The 15,458-nt window shown below is 74.3% G+C and carries 3 protein-coding genes; 2 read left to right on the top strand and 1 reads right to left on the bottom strand.

Features of this window, described 5'->3' with window-relative positions:
- Nucleotides 1-12,756 precede the first annotated feature (12,756 nt).
- Complete coding sequence (locus tag ABD437_RS43025) at nucleotides 12,757-13,341, bottom strand: pentapeptide repeat-containing protein (RefSeq protein WP_425558168.1); 585 nt, start codon at nucleotides 13,339-13,341, stop codon at nucleotides 12,757-12,759.
- A 570-nt stretch (nucleotides 13,342-13,911) separates the two neighbouring features.
- Here ABD437_RS43025 and ABD437_RS16655 point away from each other — a divergent pair.
- Both ABD437_RS16655 and ABD437_RS16660 read left to right on the top strand, forming a co-directional pair.
- The gene (locus ABD437_RS16655; protein WP_344649760.1) at nucleotides 13,912-14,064 is read left to right on the top strand and encodes a hypothetical protein; all 153 of its coding nucleotides are present in this window, start codon (nucleotides 13,912-13,914) and stop codon (nucleotides 14,062-14,064) included.
- Between the two features lie 54 nt (nucleotides 14,065-14,118).
- Nucleotides 14,119-14,748, top strand: a complete 630-nt coding sequence (locus ABD437_RS16660) for a hypothetical protein (RefSeq protein ID WP_344649761.1) — start codon at nucleotides 14,119-14,121, stop codon at nucleotides 14,746-14,748.
- Nucleotides 14,749-15,458: the final 710 nt, after the last annotated feature.

The raw sequence follows: 15,458 nt of genomic DNA on the forward strand, positions 1-15,458 counted from the left end.
TGCGCGCCCTCCACCCGGTAGGTCAGGTCGTCGGGGAACGTCCAGCTGGTGTCCGCGGCCGGCGTCTGCGCGACGGTCGCGGCCGGGTCGGCGTTCGTGGTCAGGCCGATCGTGCCGAGCGCGCCGTCCAGGCCCGCCGGCAGGTCGGTGTGGGCCTGCCGGACGTTGACGGTGAGCGCCCGGGGCGTCCGCAGCGACGCCGGCGTGGTGCGCCAGCGCTGGACGAGCCAGCTCCGGGTGGCCCAGTTCAACGCCAGGCCGATCCGGTTGGGCGTCTTCCGGCTGGTCACCTCGATCTGGTAGTCGACGTCGACGTGGTACGACTCGGCCGCGCCGGTGTTGTCGATGCCCTGGCTGTCGTAGGAGGCCTCGGTGAGCCGGAGCGCCCGTTCGTTGAGGTTCAGATCGGCCGAGAACGAGGCGACGGGCAGGCCGCCGACGAGCGGGTCCGAGCCGGTCGTCCGGCCACCGCCGCCGTAGCCGATCCCGGTACCGAGCAGGAACGAGTTGCGCCAGGACCGGACGAAGTCGGTCATCCGGTAGGACTCGGTGGCGTTCGACGTGCTGGTGCCCCGGGGCGGTGGCGGCGCGGCGGTGGTCGTCGCGTTGACCGCCTTGACCTTCACCGTGACGTGCTCGTCGTAGAGGAACCCGCGGCGGGTGAAGAACGACGGGATCGCGCCGTCGAACAGCCCGTGCGCGCCGGCCGTCAACCGGCGGCGGTTGACCGTGCGCTGCACCTCGGCGACGACCCCGTCGTGCAGCCGGGCCGGGACGTTCTGCGCGGTCAGGGCGGCCACGATGCCGGGGCGGGCGAGCCGCTCGGCCGACCGGACCGTCGACGGGCCGAGGATCTTGTGCAGGTAGGGCGGGCGGCGGCGGGTGTGCGCCGGCGCGGTGTTCGTAGTCGTGTTCGTCGTGGTGTTCGCGCCGCCCTGGGGGGTGGCGGACGCCGCGGCGGCGCGCTTCGTGCGGGCCTCGGCGAGGATCCGGTCGGCCTCGGTCCGGGAGACCTTGAGCAGCGCGCCGGCCGGGATCGTCACCTTCGTGGTGACCGGGGTGCTCCGGCCGCGGGTGAACAGGTTCGGGGTGGTGACGTCGCCGGTCAGCGTCAGCGTGACGGTGGCCAGCAGGCGCGTGGTGTCGTTCCCGGCCAGCTTCTCCTTGCGCCGGTCGCTGTCCAGGTACTCGGTCTCGTTGCGCCGGTACTGCGACCGGCCCAGGCCCTGCTGGAAGCGCGGCACCGCCCGGTGCAGGTAGTTGGGGTTGCTGACGTCCTCCGGGGAGACGTTGAGGTTGCCCGACTCGGTGACCGCGACCTCGAACGCGGAGTCCCGGCGGTCGGACGTCGAGACGAAGTGCGCCGACTCGTCGAACCGGGTGATCGTGTTCGACGGCCCGCCCGGCGTCACGTCGGACTCGGTCGCGACCACCGGGTCCGACAGCTCCACCTTGATCCGGAGGTCACCGAGCAGGTCGGTCCACGCGCCCTTGCGCAGCGGCAGCATCTCGGTGCCGTCGGACTCGAGGTACTCCTGGATCTCCGCACGCATCGGGTCGACGGCCAGCCGGTCGAGCAGCGACGCCTCGGCCGCGGTGCCCGGCTCGGTCAGCGCCGAGTACTGCACGGTGTACGGGCGGCCGGAGACGCCGTCGAGCCGCGCCTGCTTCCACGGCAGCCAGAGCCGGCCCATCCAGTGCAGCCGCCGCCGGGTGCCGGCCGGGGTCGGTGCGGCCGGTGTCCCGGTGCCCGGCGCGGCGCCCGGCGTCACGCGGCTGGCCAGCGCGGTCCGGACGCCCTCGTGGAACTCGCCGGGCAGCCGCAGGTCCTCGACGTAGAACAGCCCTTCCGGGCGGAACGCGGTGACCGGCGGCGTCGCGGGTACGTCCAGCACCTGGACCGTGGCCTGCGGGTTGACGATCGTCGGGGCGAGGTTGCGGTGGACCTCCGGCATCGTCAGCCGGACCTGGCCCGCCACCTCGACGATCCGCTCGGCTTCGCTGTCGCTGCTCTCCGCCGTTTCCGCCGCGTCGGCGGTGCCGGTGGTGCCGGTCGTGCCGGTGGTGTCGGGGGCGGTGGTGTCGGTGGCGGACCGCGCGGGCAGGTCCTCGGACGGGAACACGACCTGGCTCGTCGTGGTGCGCGCGTCGATGTCCCTCCGGAACGGCGCGACGAACAGGCTCGGCCGCCGCGGCTCCTCGATGTCGACGGTGAGCGTCAGCGGCGACGTGTACTCGTGCATCGGGCCGCTGTAGACGTCACCCGGTGCGTTGACCTGCACGGAGGAGCCGGCCATGCCGCGGCGGCGGCGCCGGGTCCAGCGCGGGCCCAGGCGCGCCTCGATGCTGCGTACCGTCGCGCCCCAGCGTCCCCGGATGCCGCCGGAGAGCACGAACCCGTACCGGCCGCCGGAGAGCGACGACACGCCCTGGCCGCGCCGCTCGTAGGCGCGCAGTGCCTCGTCGATCGCCGTGTCGGCCACCGGCGCGGTGTACCGGAAGTCGGCGTCGGGCAGGTGCGCCTTGAGCGTCACCCGCAGCGTGGAGGACGGTGTCATCAGGCCGCGCCGGAACGACGGCGGGAGCCGCAGCGCGATCGGGATGCCGGTCTGCCGGAGCGTGTGCCAGCCGCTGCGCATGGTGGTCTCGCTGAACTTCAGCGCGAGCGCGTTGAAGTTCGAGACCTGCAGGCGGGTCGGCTTCGCCCGGCCCCGCTCGGGCAGCAGCCCGGGGTAGCGGCGGCCGAGGGTCTCCACGGTCGCGAGGAACGCCTCGACGTTGCCGGAGATCTCGCGCGGGTCGCTGCGCCCGATCGGTTGCCAGCCGTCGATCCGGGGCGGAAACGGGGACGGTGGTACCCGCCGCACCGGGGGGATCACGGTGATCGCGTCGGCGTCGGCCGTGGTGGTGGTGTTCGCGGTGCTGCTGCCGGCCGCGCTGGTGCCGGAGGTGTCGGGGTCGGGGGCAGCCGACAGCTCGGGCGGGAGCGGGTAGCCGAGCGCGCGGGCGTCGGCCGGTGTCACCCAGATCCGGGCGGTGACCTGGCCGAGGTTCTGCGCCGCCGCGCCGGTGCCCAGGTGCGGCTGGTTCGACAGCGTCAGCGGCACCTCGTACAGCAGGTTCACGCCGCCGGTCTTCACCCGCGGCTCGACCCGCGTCCAGTACTGGAGCAGCTCCGACCGGCCGCGCCCGGTCTCGATCGACGCGGTCGGGCCGAACCCGACGAACGCGTACGCCGGCGAGCTCTCCCCCTGGTCGGCGAACCCGAACTGCGGGCCGAGGTTCACCGTCAGGCTGGTGTCGCGGTCCCGCCCGGTGACCGAGATGCTGGTGCTCGTCGTGGTCATCGCGGTGTCGAACCGCCCGGCGGTGTCGGTGGCCGCGATCAGCGTCGGCGTGCCGACCCGGGTCGTGCGCAGCGTCGTGAAACCGCGACCCTTGGCGCGGTTGCGCCCGGTGTGGCGGGACGTGATCTTCGGTGACGTGTAGCCGGTCGTGGTGAGGTACTCGAACCGCCGCGGGATGTCGGTGAGCCACCGCCAGAGCGTGTCGCGGTGTTCGCTGCCGATCTTGCCGAAGCCGTCGGGCAGCGCGCCGAGGATCGTGTCGAAGAGCGTCGACGTGGCGGTGTCCGCGGTGCGTTTCAGGACCACGTTCTCGACGACCGCCGCGGACGGCAGGCGGTAGGTGCGGGTGTCGTCGCCGCGCAGGTTCAGCGAGTCGCCGGTGAGCCCGTCGGGCACCGAGAACGTGGCGTCGACGCGGAACGTGCTCGGTGGCGCGGGGGGTGGCGCGGTCGCCGGGGTGGCCGGTGCGGGCGGGCGGAGCGTGGCCGGCGGGTGGTCGCGGCGGCGTGCGGTGACCGTGACGTCGAGCGGAGTGCGGATCAGCTGGTGGCCGGCGTCGGCCACGTCCGGCCCGTTGAGGTTGCCGGCCACCTCTTGGTCGCGGCGCAGCGCCAGCGTCGACTCCAGCGACCGGACGAGCGTGCTCCCCCACCGGATGACGCCCGACGCCAGCCCGCCGATCCACAGGCCCGGCGTGGGCGTCCCGGCCGGGATCAGGTCGCTGACGCCGAGGCTGAACGGCCGCCCCGACACCGAGGTCTCGGTGGCGGTCGCGCCCTGGCCGATCTGCAGCAGGTCGCGGGGTCCGCTCTGCCCGGCGACCGGACGCGCACCCGCCCGTCCCCCGTCGGTGGCCCGGTTCGGCGGTGGCGCGGTGAAGGTCAGCTCCACCGAGTCCTTCCGGGACCGGCCGCTGCGGTCCGGGTTGATCGTGACCCGGAATCCGGTGCCGTTGACCATGCCGCGGACGCCGTCGCGCAGCTCGTCGTCGGAGAGCTGGTCGCCGACGAGCGTCGTGATCTCGGCGTTCGTCTTGTCCGGCCAGATCGTCGCGAGGTGCGTGACGACGGCCTGCCGGAGCGCGGTCCCGCCGTCGAACCCGACCGTGGTGACGGTGGCCCCGACGAAGCCGGGCCGGGTGAACAACGCGGGCAGCGGGCGCGCGTCCCCGGGGGCCCACGTCGCCCAGGTCCCGGTCAGCGCGACCGCCGGGTCGGCCGGGGCCGGGTGCGTGTCGAACGTGGGCTGCGTGCCGGCGGCGTCGGCGAGGTCCGCCGTCGTGATCGCCGTCCGCGCGTCGGTCGGCAGCGTCGGTCCGACGACGACCGGGTCGACGCCCTCGACCGGTGAGAACAGCAGCCAGGACCGGGTCGGTGGGAGGTCCGGGCGGATCGTGCCGTCCGGCGTGACCGCGAGCGTCGAGGCGAACCCGTTCAGCGCCGGGGTGGCGTTGTCCCGGGCCTGGAACACGACGCCGTCCGACGCCAGCACGCCGACGCCCAGTGCGCGCGCGACGTCGGCGGCGATCGAGGCCGGGCCGCCCGCCGCGACCTCGCAGATCACCAGGCGGATCGGGCGGGGATCGCCGGCCGGTCGCAGGCGGCGCAGCGTCTCGATCAGCTCGGCCCGGGACAGGGCCTGTCCGTCCGCCCCACGCACGCCGTCGCGGTCGCCGTGCGCCACCAGGGTGTAGGCCGACGGGTCAGCCGGCAGGGCGTTCGCGAGCGCGACGAGATCGGGGTCGTCGGAGAGCACGTGACCGGAGCTCGGGGTGGGGCCGAGGGGGGTGGCCGCCGCCACGGTGAGGTCCACGAGCGAGTCGCTGAGCGGGTGGGTGGTGGCCGGCGTCAGCGAACTCGACGCCTCCGCCGGGCCGCGCTCTTGTCGGGCCTGGCGGTCCGGCTGGGCGTGGCGGTCCTGTTCGGCGGCTCGGCGCTGCTGTTCGGCGGCTCGGCGCTGCTGGTCGGCGCGGGCCTGGGCGGCTTCCTGGTGGCGGCGCCGGGTGATCGCGGTCTCGAGCGTCGCCAGCGAGGCGCGTGCGTTCCGGATCGCGGCCGCGGTCGCGGTGTCCGCGGCGGTCGTCACCTGGGTGAGCTGCGCGCGGGTCGTCGCCGCGGTGTCCCGGGCCGTCCGGAGCGCGGTGGCCAGCCGGGTGTTGGCCGCCAGCGCGTTCTGGGTCCTGGTCGCCCGGGCCCGCGCGTCGGTGACGGTCGCGGCGGCCGCGGCGAGCACCGCGGCGGTGCGGCCGACCGCCGGGCGCGTGCCCTGCCGGGTCGTCACCGCGTTCCGGAGCAACTGATCGTTGCGCACCGCGTCGGTGACGGCCGCGGTGGCCTGGTTCGCGGCCGCCTCCAGTCGCGCCTGGTATCCCTGCGCCGCGCCCGGCGTCAACGCTCCGAGCTGTGTGTTCGCCGCCGTGACGACGTCGCCGAGCGTGGCCGCCGCTTCGGTGACCGCCGCCTGGTCGCCGCTGGTGCGCGCACTGTCCGCCGCGGCTTCGGCCGCCGCCACCGCGTCCCGCAGCGGCCCCGCGATCGCCTCCAGCGCCGCCGAGCTCGGCCCGGTGTCCCCAGTGGCCCCGGCCGTACTCGGCCCGGTGGTCACGGGCAGGGAGGCGTAGGCGGTGTCCGCGGTGGTCCGGGCCGATTGCACGGCCTGTTGGATCGCGGCGTGGCGGTCCAGGTACGGCTGGGCGACGCCCGGTCCGGGGTCGGCGCCGCGCCCGGACAGCCAGTCCCGCCCCGGCGTCGCCACCGCCGCGTCCCGGTCGCTCACCACGTCGTCGACGGCCTGCCGCGACGCGTCCGGCGTCGGCGCGGTCCACGTCGGGTCCGCGGCGGCCGTCCACTCCGCGATCGTGACCACGCCGTTCCCGGCGTCGACCAGCACGAGGTCGCGGGTCGCCGCCGGGAGCCCGTCGGCCAACGCCCTGGCGACGGTCTCCAGCGTGGCCGCCGGGGTGGTCCCCGGCACGATCGTGACGACGGGGCCGACCGCGGTCACCCCGCCCGGCGCCGGCGCGGCGTTCTGCCCCAGCACCTGGAACCCGTCGTCGGTGACCCGGACCGTGACACCCGGGGCGCCGTCCACCGTGAACTCGCCCGGGGTCGCGGCGACCGGGGTCAGCGCGGTCGTCGTCCAGTCGCCCGGCGGCCGGAACGTGGGCCGCGGCGGCTGACCGGCCCGGTACTCGACGCGCTCGATCGCCGGGTGCTGCCAGCCCGGCTCCCCCGGTGCCGTCAACCGCGGCGGCGGCGCCGTGACCGGTAACTCGTGGGCGTCGGCCAGCGCCTGCGGGTCGAGCGTGCTGCCCGCCTCGAGCCGGAACCCGGTGGGGCGCCCCCACCCGGCGTCCAGTTTGCCGGCATCCGGGATCTCCGCGAGCGTGCCGAGCAGCTCGGCGACCTGCTCGGGTCCCACGCCCGCCGCCACCTGGAGCGGGGCGTCGCCGGTGGACACCAGGTCGGTGACCTGGCCGCCGCGGGGCGCCCCGCCGGCCGGGCGCAGCACCAGCGCACCGCCGTCGACGTCGAGCGCCGTTCCGTTCGGTGTGGTGATCGTGTCGAGGCCGGCCGGGTTGCCCAGCCGTTCCCGCCAGCCGGCCAGGCCGAAGCGGCGGACGTCGTCGTGCCAGAGCCGGATCAGCGAGCCCTTGACCACCCGGACCGCACTGTCCTGCCCGTCCTGGGACCAGTGCGCCGTCATCACGCGCTTCTGGTGGTCGGTGGGGCGGGCGATCAGCTCGACGTCGATCGCGTACAGGAACGACTGCCCGCGTGGCCCTTCCTTGCGCACCTCGAGCGCCGAACGCTGGAGGTTCCCGCCGCGTTGCCCGAAACTGCGCGGGCCCGCCTCGGGGGCCGGGTCGTTCTGCGGCATGTCCAGCGGATGCCGCTCGACGCCCTGATCGTTGGTGTTCGGGCTGTCCCCGCTGCGGAACAGCAGCCCGACCTCGCTGCTCTGGGCCGAGCCGTGCGCGGTGTTGTCCCGGCGGATCTGCCACTCTTCGTGCTGGAAGTCCCACTCGGCGTCGGTGTCGGTGTCGACGAGCACCGGGCGTCCGTGGAAGCGGGCCTCGATCCGCAGGTCGCCGACCTCGGTGGTGAACGATCCGTCGTGGAAGAGCCCCGCCATGTCCTGACCGGACTTGAGCAGGTTGATCAGCCGGCTGGTGAACGCCGAGCCGTCGCCGAGACGCTCCAGGATGATCGCGGTGTCCGCGTCATCGGTCATCCGGGTTCCGCCGAACGCGTCGGTGACGACGCTCTGCAGCGCCTGCGCGCCGTGCCCGCCCTCGACCCGGTAGCCGACGTCGTCGGGGAACTTCCAGCTCGCCCCGTCCACCGGCCGGTCGCTGACCGGGTCGGCCGGGTTCGCCGGGTGGGTGGTGCCGACGTTCGCGAGCAGCGCGTCCAGGCCGGGCGGCAGGTCGGTGTGGGCCTGGCGCACGTTGACCGTGACGGCCTCGGTGAGCGGGAGGTCGGCGGGGGCCGTGGTCCAGCGCCGGACCCGCCACGTGTCACTCAGGTTGGCCAGCAGCGCGAGCCGGCCGGGCACCCGGCGCCTGGTCACCTCGATCTGGTAGTCGATGTCCAGGTGGTAGGACTCGGACGGGCCGGTCTTCTCGATCCCTTGGCTGTCGTAGGACGCCTCGGTGAGCCGGAGCACGCGGTCCCGGACGCTCGGGTCGACCGTCCAGTTCCCGGTCGGGAGGCCCCCGATGAGGTGGTCGGCGCCGGTCGGCCGGCCACCTCCGCCGTAGCCGATGCCGCCGCCGAGCCCGAACGAGTCCTGCCACGAGCGCACGTGGTCGGTCATCCGGTAGGACTCGGTCGCGTTCTGCGACGTGGTGCCGGGCGGCGGGGCCGGCGCCGGGCGCACGGTGGCCTGGACGGCCTTCACCCGGACCGTGACGTGCTGGTCGACGAGCCAGCCCTTCTTCACGAAGAAGTCCGGGATCCCGCCGTCGGTCAGGCCGTGCACGCCGGCCATCAGACGTCGCCGGTTCACCGTCCGCTGGACGGAGCGGACGATGCGGTTGTGCAGGTCGGCCGGGACGCCGCGCGCGGTCAGCGCGGTGACGATGTCGGCGCGGCTGAGCCGCTTCGCCTGCCGGACCGTGGACGGGCCGAAGATCTTCGGCAGGTACGGCGGTTTGCGCCGCGTCGTCGGCGCAGCCTGGTTGCCCTGGTTGTTCGGGGTGGCCTGGTTGTTCGGGGTGGCCTGGTTGTTCGGGGTGGCCTGGTTGTTCGGGGCGGTCTGGTTGGTCTGCGCGGTGGCGGCGGCGGCCGCGGCGGCGCGGTTGGCCTGGGACTCGGCGAGGATGCGGGTGGCCTCGGCCCGCGAGACCTTCAGCAGCGCACCGGCCGGGATCCGCACCACCGTCCGCACCGGCTGGGTCTTGCCGTTGGCCCACATGTTCGTCGTGCTGACGTCGCCGGTGAGCGTGATCGTGACGGTCGCGAGCAGCCGGGTGGTGTCGTTGCCCTCCAGCTTCTCCTTGCGCCGGTCGCTGTCGAGGTACTCGGTCTCCCGGCGCTCGTACGTCGACCGGGACCAGCCCTGCTGCGTGCGTGGCGCCACCCGGTGCAGGTGGTTGGGGTTGTTCGCCGACCCGTCGGCCACCGAGAGGTTGTGGCTCTCGGTGACCGCCAGCTCGAACTCCCGGTCCTGACGGTCGGAGGTCGAGAGGAAGTGCGCGGACTCGTCGAACCGGGTGATCGTGTTCGACGGCCCGCCCGGCGTCACGTCGGACTCGGTGACCGGGATCGGGTCGGACAGCTCGATCTTGACCTGCAGTTCGCCGAGCAGGTCGGTCCAGGTGCCCTTGCGGAACGGCGTCATCTCGGTGGCGTCGGCGTCCAGGTACTCCTGGATCACCGCACGCATCGGGTCGACGCTCGTCCGGTCGAGCAACCCGATCTCGGCCGCGGTGCCGGGCTCGGTCAGCCCCGAGTACTGCACGTCGTAGACCTGGCCGCTGGTGCCGGTGACCTGGGACGCCTTCCAGGGCACCCAGAGGCGGCCCTGCCACGGCAACCGCCGCAGGTTGCGCGCCGGGTTGGCCGCCGCGGGAGCCGGCGCCGCGGTGGCCGGGGTGGCCGTCGGGGTGATGCGGCTGGCCAGCGCGGTCTTGATCCCGGTGTGGAACTCCTCGGGCAGCCGCAGGTCCTCGACGTAGAAGAGGCCCTGGGGCGTGAAGCGGCCGGCCTCGGGAGCCGGGGTCGTGTCGGCCACCCGCACGGTGGCCGGGGTGGTCGGCACGACCGGGTTCAGGTTCCTGGTGACCTCGGGCATCGTGAGCCGCACGCGGCCCGGGACTTCGACGACGCGCCGCGCCGGGGCGCCCTGGTCGTCGCGCGCCGGAGTGTCCTGGTCGTCGCGCGCCGGGGTGCTCTGGTCGTCGCGGGCCGGGGTGCTCTGGTCGCCGCGGGCCGGGGTGCCGGTGTCCGGGCCGCGGTTCTGGTTCGCCGCCCCGCGTCGTGCCCCGGCCGCCGACGACTCGGCCACGTCCTGACCGTCCACCGAATCCTGGGTGTTCGCCGCGTCCTGGGTGTTCGGCGCGGTGTTCCCGGTCGGACGCGCGCCGCGGCGGCCGAGGTCCGACGACGGGAAGTCCACCTGCGTCACGCTCGAGCGGCCGGCGATCGCCCGGCGGAACGGCGCGATCAGCGTGCTCGGCACCTTCGGTGTCTCGATGTCGACGCTGAACGTCAACGGCGACGTGTACTCGTGCATCGGGCCGCCGTAGACGTCGCCCGGCGCGTTGACCGTGGTCGACGATCCGCCCATGCCCCGGCGTCGGCGCCGGGTCCAGCGCGGGCCGAGGCGCACCTCGAAGCTGCGGACGGTCGCACCCCAGCTCCCCCGGATGCCGCCGAGGAGGTTGAAGCCGTACCGGCCGCCGGACATCGACGTGACACCCTGGCCGCGCCGCTCGTAGGCACGCAGCGCCTCGTCGATCGCGGTGTCGCCGACCGGCCGGTTGTACTGGAAGTCGGCGTCGGGCAGGGTGACCTTGATCGTGGCCCGCACGGTCGACGACGGGGTCAGCAGGCCGCGGCGCACCGAGGGCGGGCGCCGCAGCGCGACCGGAATACCGGTCTGACGCAACGTGTGCCAGCCGCTGCGCAGCGTCGTCTCGCTGAATTTGAGCGCGAGCGCGTTGAAGTTCGAGACCTGCAGCCGGGTCGGTTTGGTGCCCCGCTCCGGCAGCATGCCCGGGTAGAGCGTGCCGAGTCGCTCCACGGTCGCGAGGAACGCCTCGACGTTGCCGGAGATCTCGCGGGGGTCGCTGCGCCCGATCGGCTGCCATCCGGCGATGCGCGGCGGGAACGGCGAGGCCGCCGGTGGGGTCGGGGCGGCGGGCGGGGTGGGGGTGACGGGCGTGATCGCGTCAGCCGACGAGCCGGCCGCGGTCGGCCCGGTCGTCGCGGCCGGGGCCAGCTCCGGGGGCAGCGGGTAGCCGAGCGCCACCGCGTCGGCGGGCGTCACCCAGATCCGCGCGGTGACCGCACCGAGGTCCTTCGGCCCGGCGCCGGTGCCGAGGTAGGTCTGGTTCCGGACGGTGAGCGGCACCTCGTAGAGCAGGTTGTGCCCACCGGTCTTCACCCGGGGCTCGACGCGCGTCCAGTACTGCAGCAGCTCCGAACGTCCCCGCCCGCTCTCCAGCCGCACTGACGGGCCGATGCCCAGCACCGCGTACGCGGGCGACGGGTCGCCCTGATCGGCGAACCCGAGCTGCGGACCGGCGTTGACCGTGACGCTGGTGTCCCGGTTGCGCGCCGTGGACGAGATCGACGTCGTCGTCGTGGTCATCGCGGTGTCGAACCGCCCGGCCGACGCGGTGTACGCGAGCAGCGTCGGCGTCCCGACCGTGGTGGTGAGCTTGGCGTAACCCCGCGCTTTCGTCCGCCGCCGGCCGTTGTGGTGCGACGTGAGCTTGGGCGACGTCCAGCCGACGCTCGTGAAGTACTCGAACCGGCGCGGGATCTCGGTGATCCACCGCCACATCGTGTCGCGGTGCTCGCTGCCGACCTTGCCGAACCCGTCGGGCAGCGACTCCAGCACCGCGTCGAACAGGTTCGTCGCGGTGCTGTTCGCGTCGGGCGTCCGGGCCAGCGACACGTTCTCGACGACCGCGGCGCTCGGCAGCCGGTACGTCGTCGCGTCGTCGCCGCGCAGGTTGAGCAGCCGGGCGTCGGCGAGGCCGTCGGGCACCGAGAACGTGGCGTCCACCGTGAACGTCTGCGGGCGGGGACCGTTGCCCGCCGGTGCCGGCCCGGCGACGACGACCGCCGGCCGGCCGCGGCGCAGCGCGGTGACCGTGACCGTGAGCGGCGAACGCACCAGCTGGTGGGCGCCGTCGGCGACGGCGGCCTCGTTCAGGTTGCCGGCCACCTCCTGGTCGCGGCGCAGCGCCAGCGTCGACTCCAGCGACCGGACCAGCGACGTGCCCCAGCGGCCGATGACCGACACCAGGCCACCGGCCCACAGCCCCGCGACGCTCGTCGGCGCGCCCGGGATCATCTCGCTGACGCCGAGGCTGAACGGCCGGTTGGACGTGGACACCTCGGTGGTCGGCGCGCCCTGGCCGAGCTGGAGCAGGTCACGTGGGCCGCTCTGCCCGGCGACCGGCGCCGCGCCCGGCCGGCCCCCCTCGTACGCGGTGGTCGGGTTCGGCGCGGTGAGCACGAACTCGACCGCCTGCCGCCGCGACCGGCCGGTGGTGTCCGGGTTGATCGTGACGCGGAACCCGGTGCCGTTGAGCATCGCCCGGACGCCGGCCTGCAGCTCGCCGTCCGAGATCTGCTCGTCGACGAGGCCCTCGAGCGTCGCCCGGTCCGGGCCGAGCGCCAGCGACTCGAGGTGGTCGACGATCGACGTCCGTATCGTGTCGCCGCTGCTCACGCCGACCGTGGTGACGGTCGCGCCGACGAAGCCCGGGCGTTGGAACAGCGCGGGCAGCGGCCGGGCGTCGCCCGGTGCCCAGGTGGCCCAGCTGTGGCGCAGCGGGTCGAACGGGTTCGCGGTGACCGCGTGCGTCTCGGTCCGCACCGGTGCGTCGGTGGCGTGGGCGACGCTCACGTCGGCGACCGTGGTGACCAGGTTGATTGGCAGCCCCGCGCCGATCGCGGTGGGCGGCGTCCCGTCCGGGGAGAACACCACCCAGTTGCCGTTCGCCGGTGAGGCCGGTCGGACCGTCCCGTCCGCGTTGACCCGCAGCCCGCTGACGAACCCGTTGAGCGCCGGGTTCGTGGTGCCCCGGGCCTGGAACACGATCCCGTCCGCGGCCAGCACCGGCACCCCCATCTGCCGGCTGACCTCCGCGGCGATCGCCGTTCCGCCGCCCGTGCCGACCTCACAGACCACCAGCCGGATCGGACGCCGATCGCGCGGGCCGCGCAGCTCACGCAACACGGCGACGAGCTCGGGGGTGGACAGTCGGCGCCCGTCCGGCCCGCGCACCCCGTCCCGATCCCCGTGGGCGACGAAGGTGTAGGCGGAGGTGTCGGCCGGGAGGGTCCGTGCGAGCGCGATCAGCTCGGGGTCCTGGGAGAGCACGTGGCCGGTGGGGCGCCCGCGACGGGAGCCGATCGCTGTGGCCGCGGCCACGAGGGGGCCGGTCCCGGTGCGCCGCGAGGGGGTGCGCTGGTTCGGGGTCGAGCCCGGGAGGGTGGTGCTGGCGGCAGTGGCGATAGCGGCCACCCCGGCCGCTGGAGCCGCGGCGACAGCGCTCGAGGCCGGGGTAGTCGAGGCCGGCGCATTCGAGGCTGGCGTGGTCGAGGCTGGCGTGGTCGAGGCTGGCGTGGTCGAGGCTGGCGTGGTCGAGGCTGGCGTGGTCGAGGCTGGCGTGGTCGAGGCTGGCGTGGTCCTGGTCGACGGAGTCGCAGGCGGTGTTGACGTGCTCGAAGCAGGTGCGGTTGAGACAGGTGTGGTCGGCGTGGCTGTGTTCGATGCCGGTGCTGTCGGAGCAGGCACGGTCGATGCGGATGTGGTCGACACGGGTGGGGTCGAGGTGGCCGCGTTAGGCGATGTAGGCGTCGTTGAGGCACGCGCGGAAGGCCTGGGCGCCGTCGACCCGGGCGTCTTCGAGGCGGGCGTCTTCGAGGCGGGCGTGAAGGAGGCGGGCGCGGTGGGCCCCGGTGTCGTCGAGGTAGGCGCGCTCGAGGCAGACGCGGTCGCCGGGGACGCGGCCGGGGTGGACGCGGCCGTCGTGTTCGGCACGGTGCCGTTGGGGGTGATGCCGTTCGGGGTGGAGCCGTTCGGGACGGAGCCGTTCGGGACGGAGCCGTTCGGGACGGAGCCGTTCGGGACGGAGCCGTTCGGGGTGGGGGCGTTCGGGGTGGGTGTGGTGGACACCGCGGGCGGGGTGGTGACGGGGCCTAGTGCTCGTGGTGGGCCGGAGCGTGGGAAGACCGTCCAGACCGCGTCGCCGTCCTGCGCGCGACGGGGCCGGACGAGCGCGACGACCTCGGCATCGTTCGCGCGGCTCAGCGAGGCGGCGTAGGCGCGGGGTACGGCGATCGGGTTGCCGTCGGAGTCGGTCTCCGGTGCCAGGACGATGCGCTGCGACGCATCACTGCCCAGCTGCGAGGTGACCGCGGCGTGGAAGGCGTCCAACGACGTGTTGCTGGTCGGGGCCGTGACGACCTGGTCGTTCGGCTGCGCGAAGTCCGGTCGCTGGAAGGTCCCGTCCGGTGTCACGATCGCCTGATCCGCCGGCGCCGTGCTCGCCCCCACGGTGTCCCGCCCGCCCCGGGTGTCCGCCGTGGACGTGCCCGTAGATGCGACCGTCGACGGTGCCGTCGTCGAGGCCGCGGCCGTAGACGATACGGCCGCCGAGGCCGCGGGCGCGGACGATACGCCCGTCGAGGCTGCGGGCGCGGACGATACGGCCGCCGAGGCCGCGGGCGCGGACGATACGGCCGCGGGCGAAGCAGGCGCGGGCGACGCGGTCGTCGGCGATGTGGCCGAAGAAGTTCCAGCCGTCGACGATGCCACCGAAGGAGTTGTGGCTGTCGGAGATGAGGTCGATGAGGTTACGGCGGCTGACGATGCCGCCGAAGACGTTGCCGCCGTCGGAGACGAGGTCGAAGAAGTTGCGGCCGCGGAGGATGCGGTCGAAGAAGATGCGGCCGTGGAGGATGCGGCAGTCGACGGTGCCGTCGTTGACGATGTGGTCGCCGGGGTGGCGCTCGTCGGTGTCGTCGTGGCGGAGGTGGTCGCCGATCGGACCGTGCCGTCCGCGTTCACCGCCCCGGAGCCGGGCCGTCCCGCAGCCGACCCCGACTGCGAAGACCCCTGCTGCGAAGACCCCTGCTGCGCAGCGCCCGTCTGGGCAGAACCCGTCTGGGCAGAACCCGTCTGGGCAGAACCCGTCTGGGAAGAACCTGACTGAGCCGCACCCGACTGAGCCGCACCCGACTGAGCCGCACCCGACTGAGCCGCACCCGACTGGGTCGACGAAGAGGTCGTAGAGGACGGAGTGGTCGTCGCCGACGAAGTGGTAGCCGTCGAGGCGGGGGTGTCTCGTGAGGCCGTCGGCGCGGTTCCGTTCGCGGTCGAGGTGCTCGTGGACTGAGTGGTCCCCGAGGCCGTCGTGGTCGGAGATGCGCTCGATGAGACAGTGCCCGGCGCTGCCACCTGGCTCGCACTCGGAGTCGCACCCGCTGGTGCGGGGACCGTCGTGCTCGAAGCCGTGGTGCTGTTCGCCGCGCCCACCGACCCGATGTTCGGGGTCCCCGCACCGGCGACCACGGGCGGCGCGATCTCGCTGTACGGCGGCGGCGCGTCGTCGCCGTAGGCGGGAAGCACCGGCTGGCCCTCACCCGGCTGGGGCTCACCCGGCTGGGGCTCACCCGGCTGGGGCTCACCCGGCTGGAGCTCCTCCACAGGAGCTCCACCCGGCTGAGTCCCACCCGTCGTCCCACCCGTCGACCCGCCCGTCGTCGTGCCGGCCGCCGACACCACCGGCGACTTCTCGGGGACCTTCTCCGGAACCGCCTCGGGAGTCTGCTCACCTCCCCCGGTCGGCCCGCCGGGCGCCGGCCCCGGGCGCGGGCCGAGAACGTGCCCCAACCCCAACCCGATCTGCGACGCGATACCCGC

It is taken from the genome of Cryptosporangium japonicum (assembly GCF_039524755.1).
Classification (GTDB): Bacteria; Actinomycetota; Actinomycetes; order Mycobacteriales; family Cryptosporangiaceae; genus Cryptosporangium; species Cryptosporangium japonicum.

Bases quoted from the DNA above. Each gene is read 5' to 3' on its own strand.
- ABD437_RS16655 (WP_344649760.1), top strand. From the start codon at position 13,912: ATGCGCTGCGACGCATCACTGCCCAGCTGCGAGGTGACCGCGGCGTGG.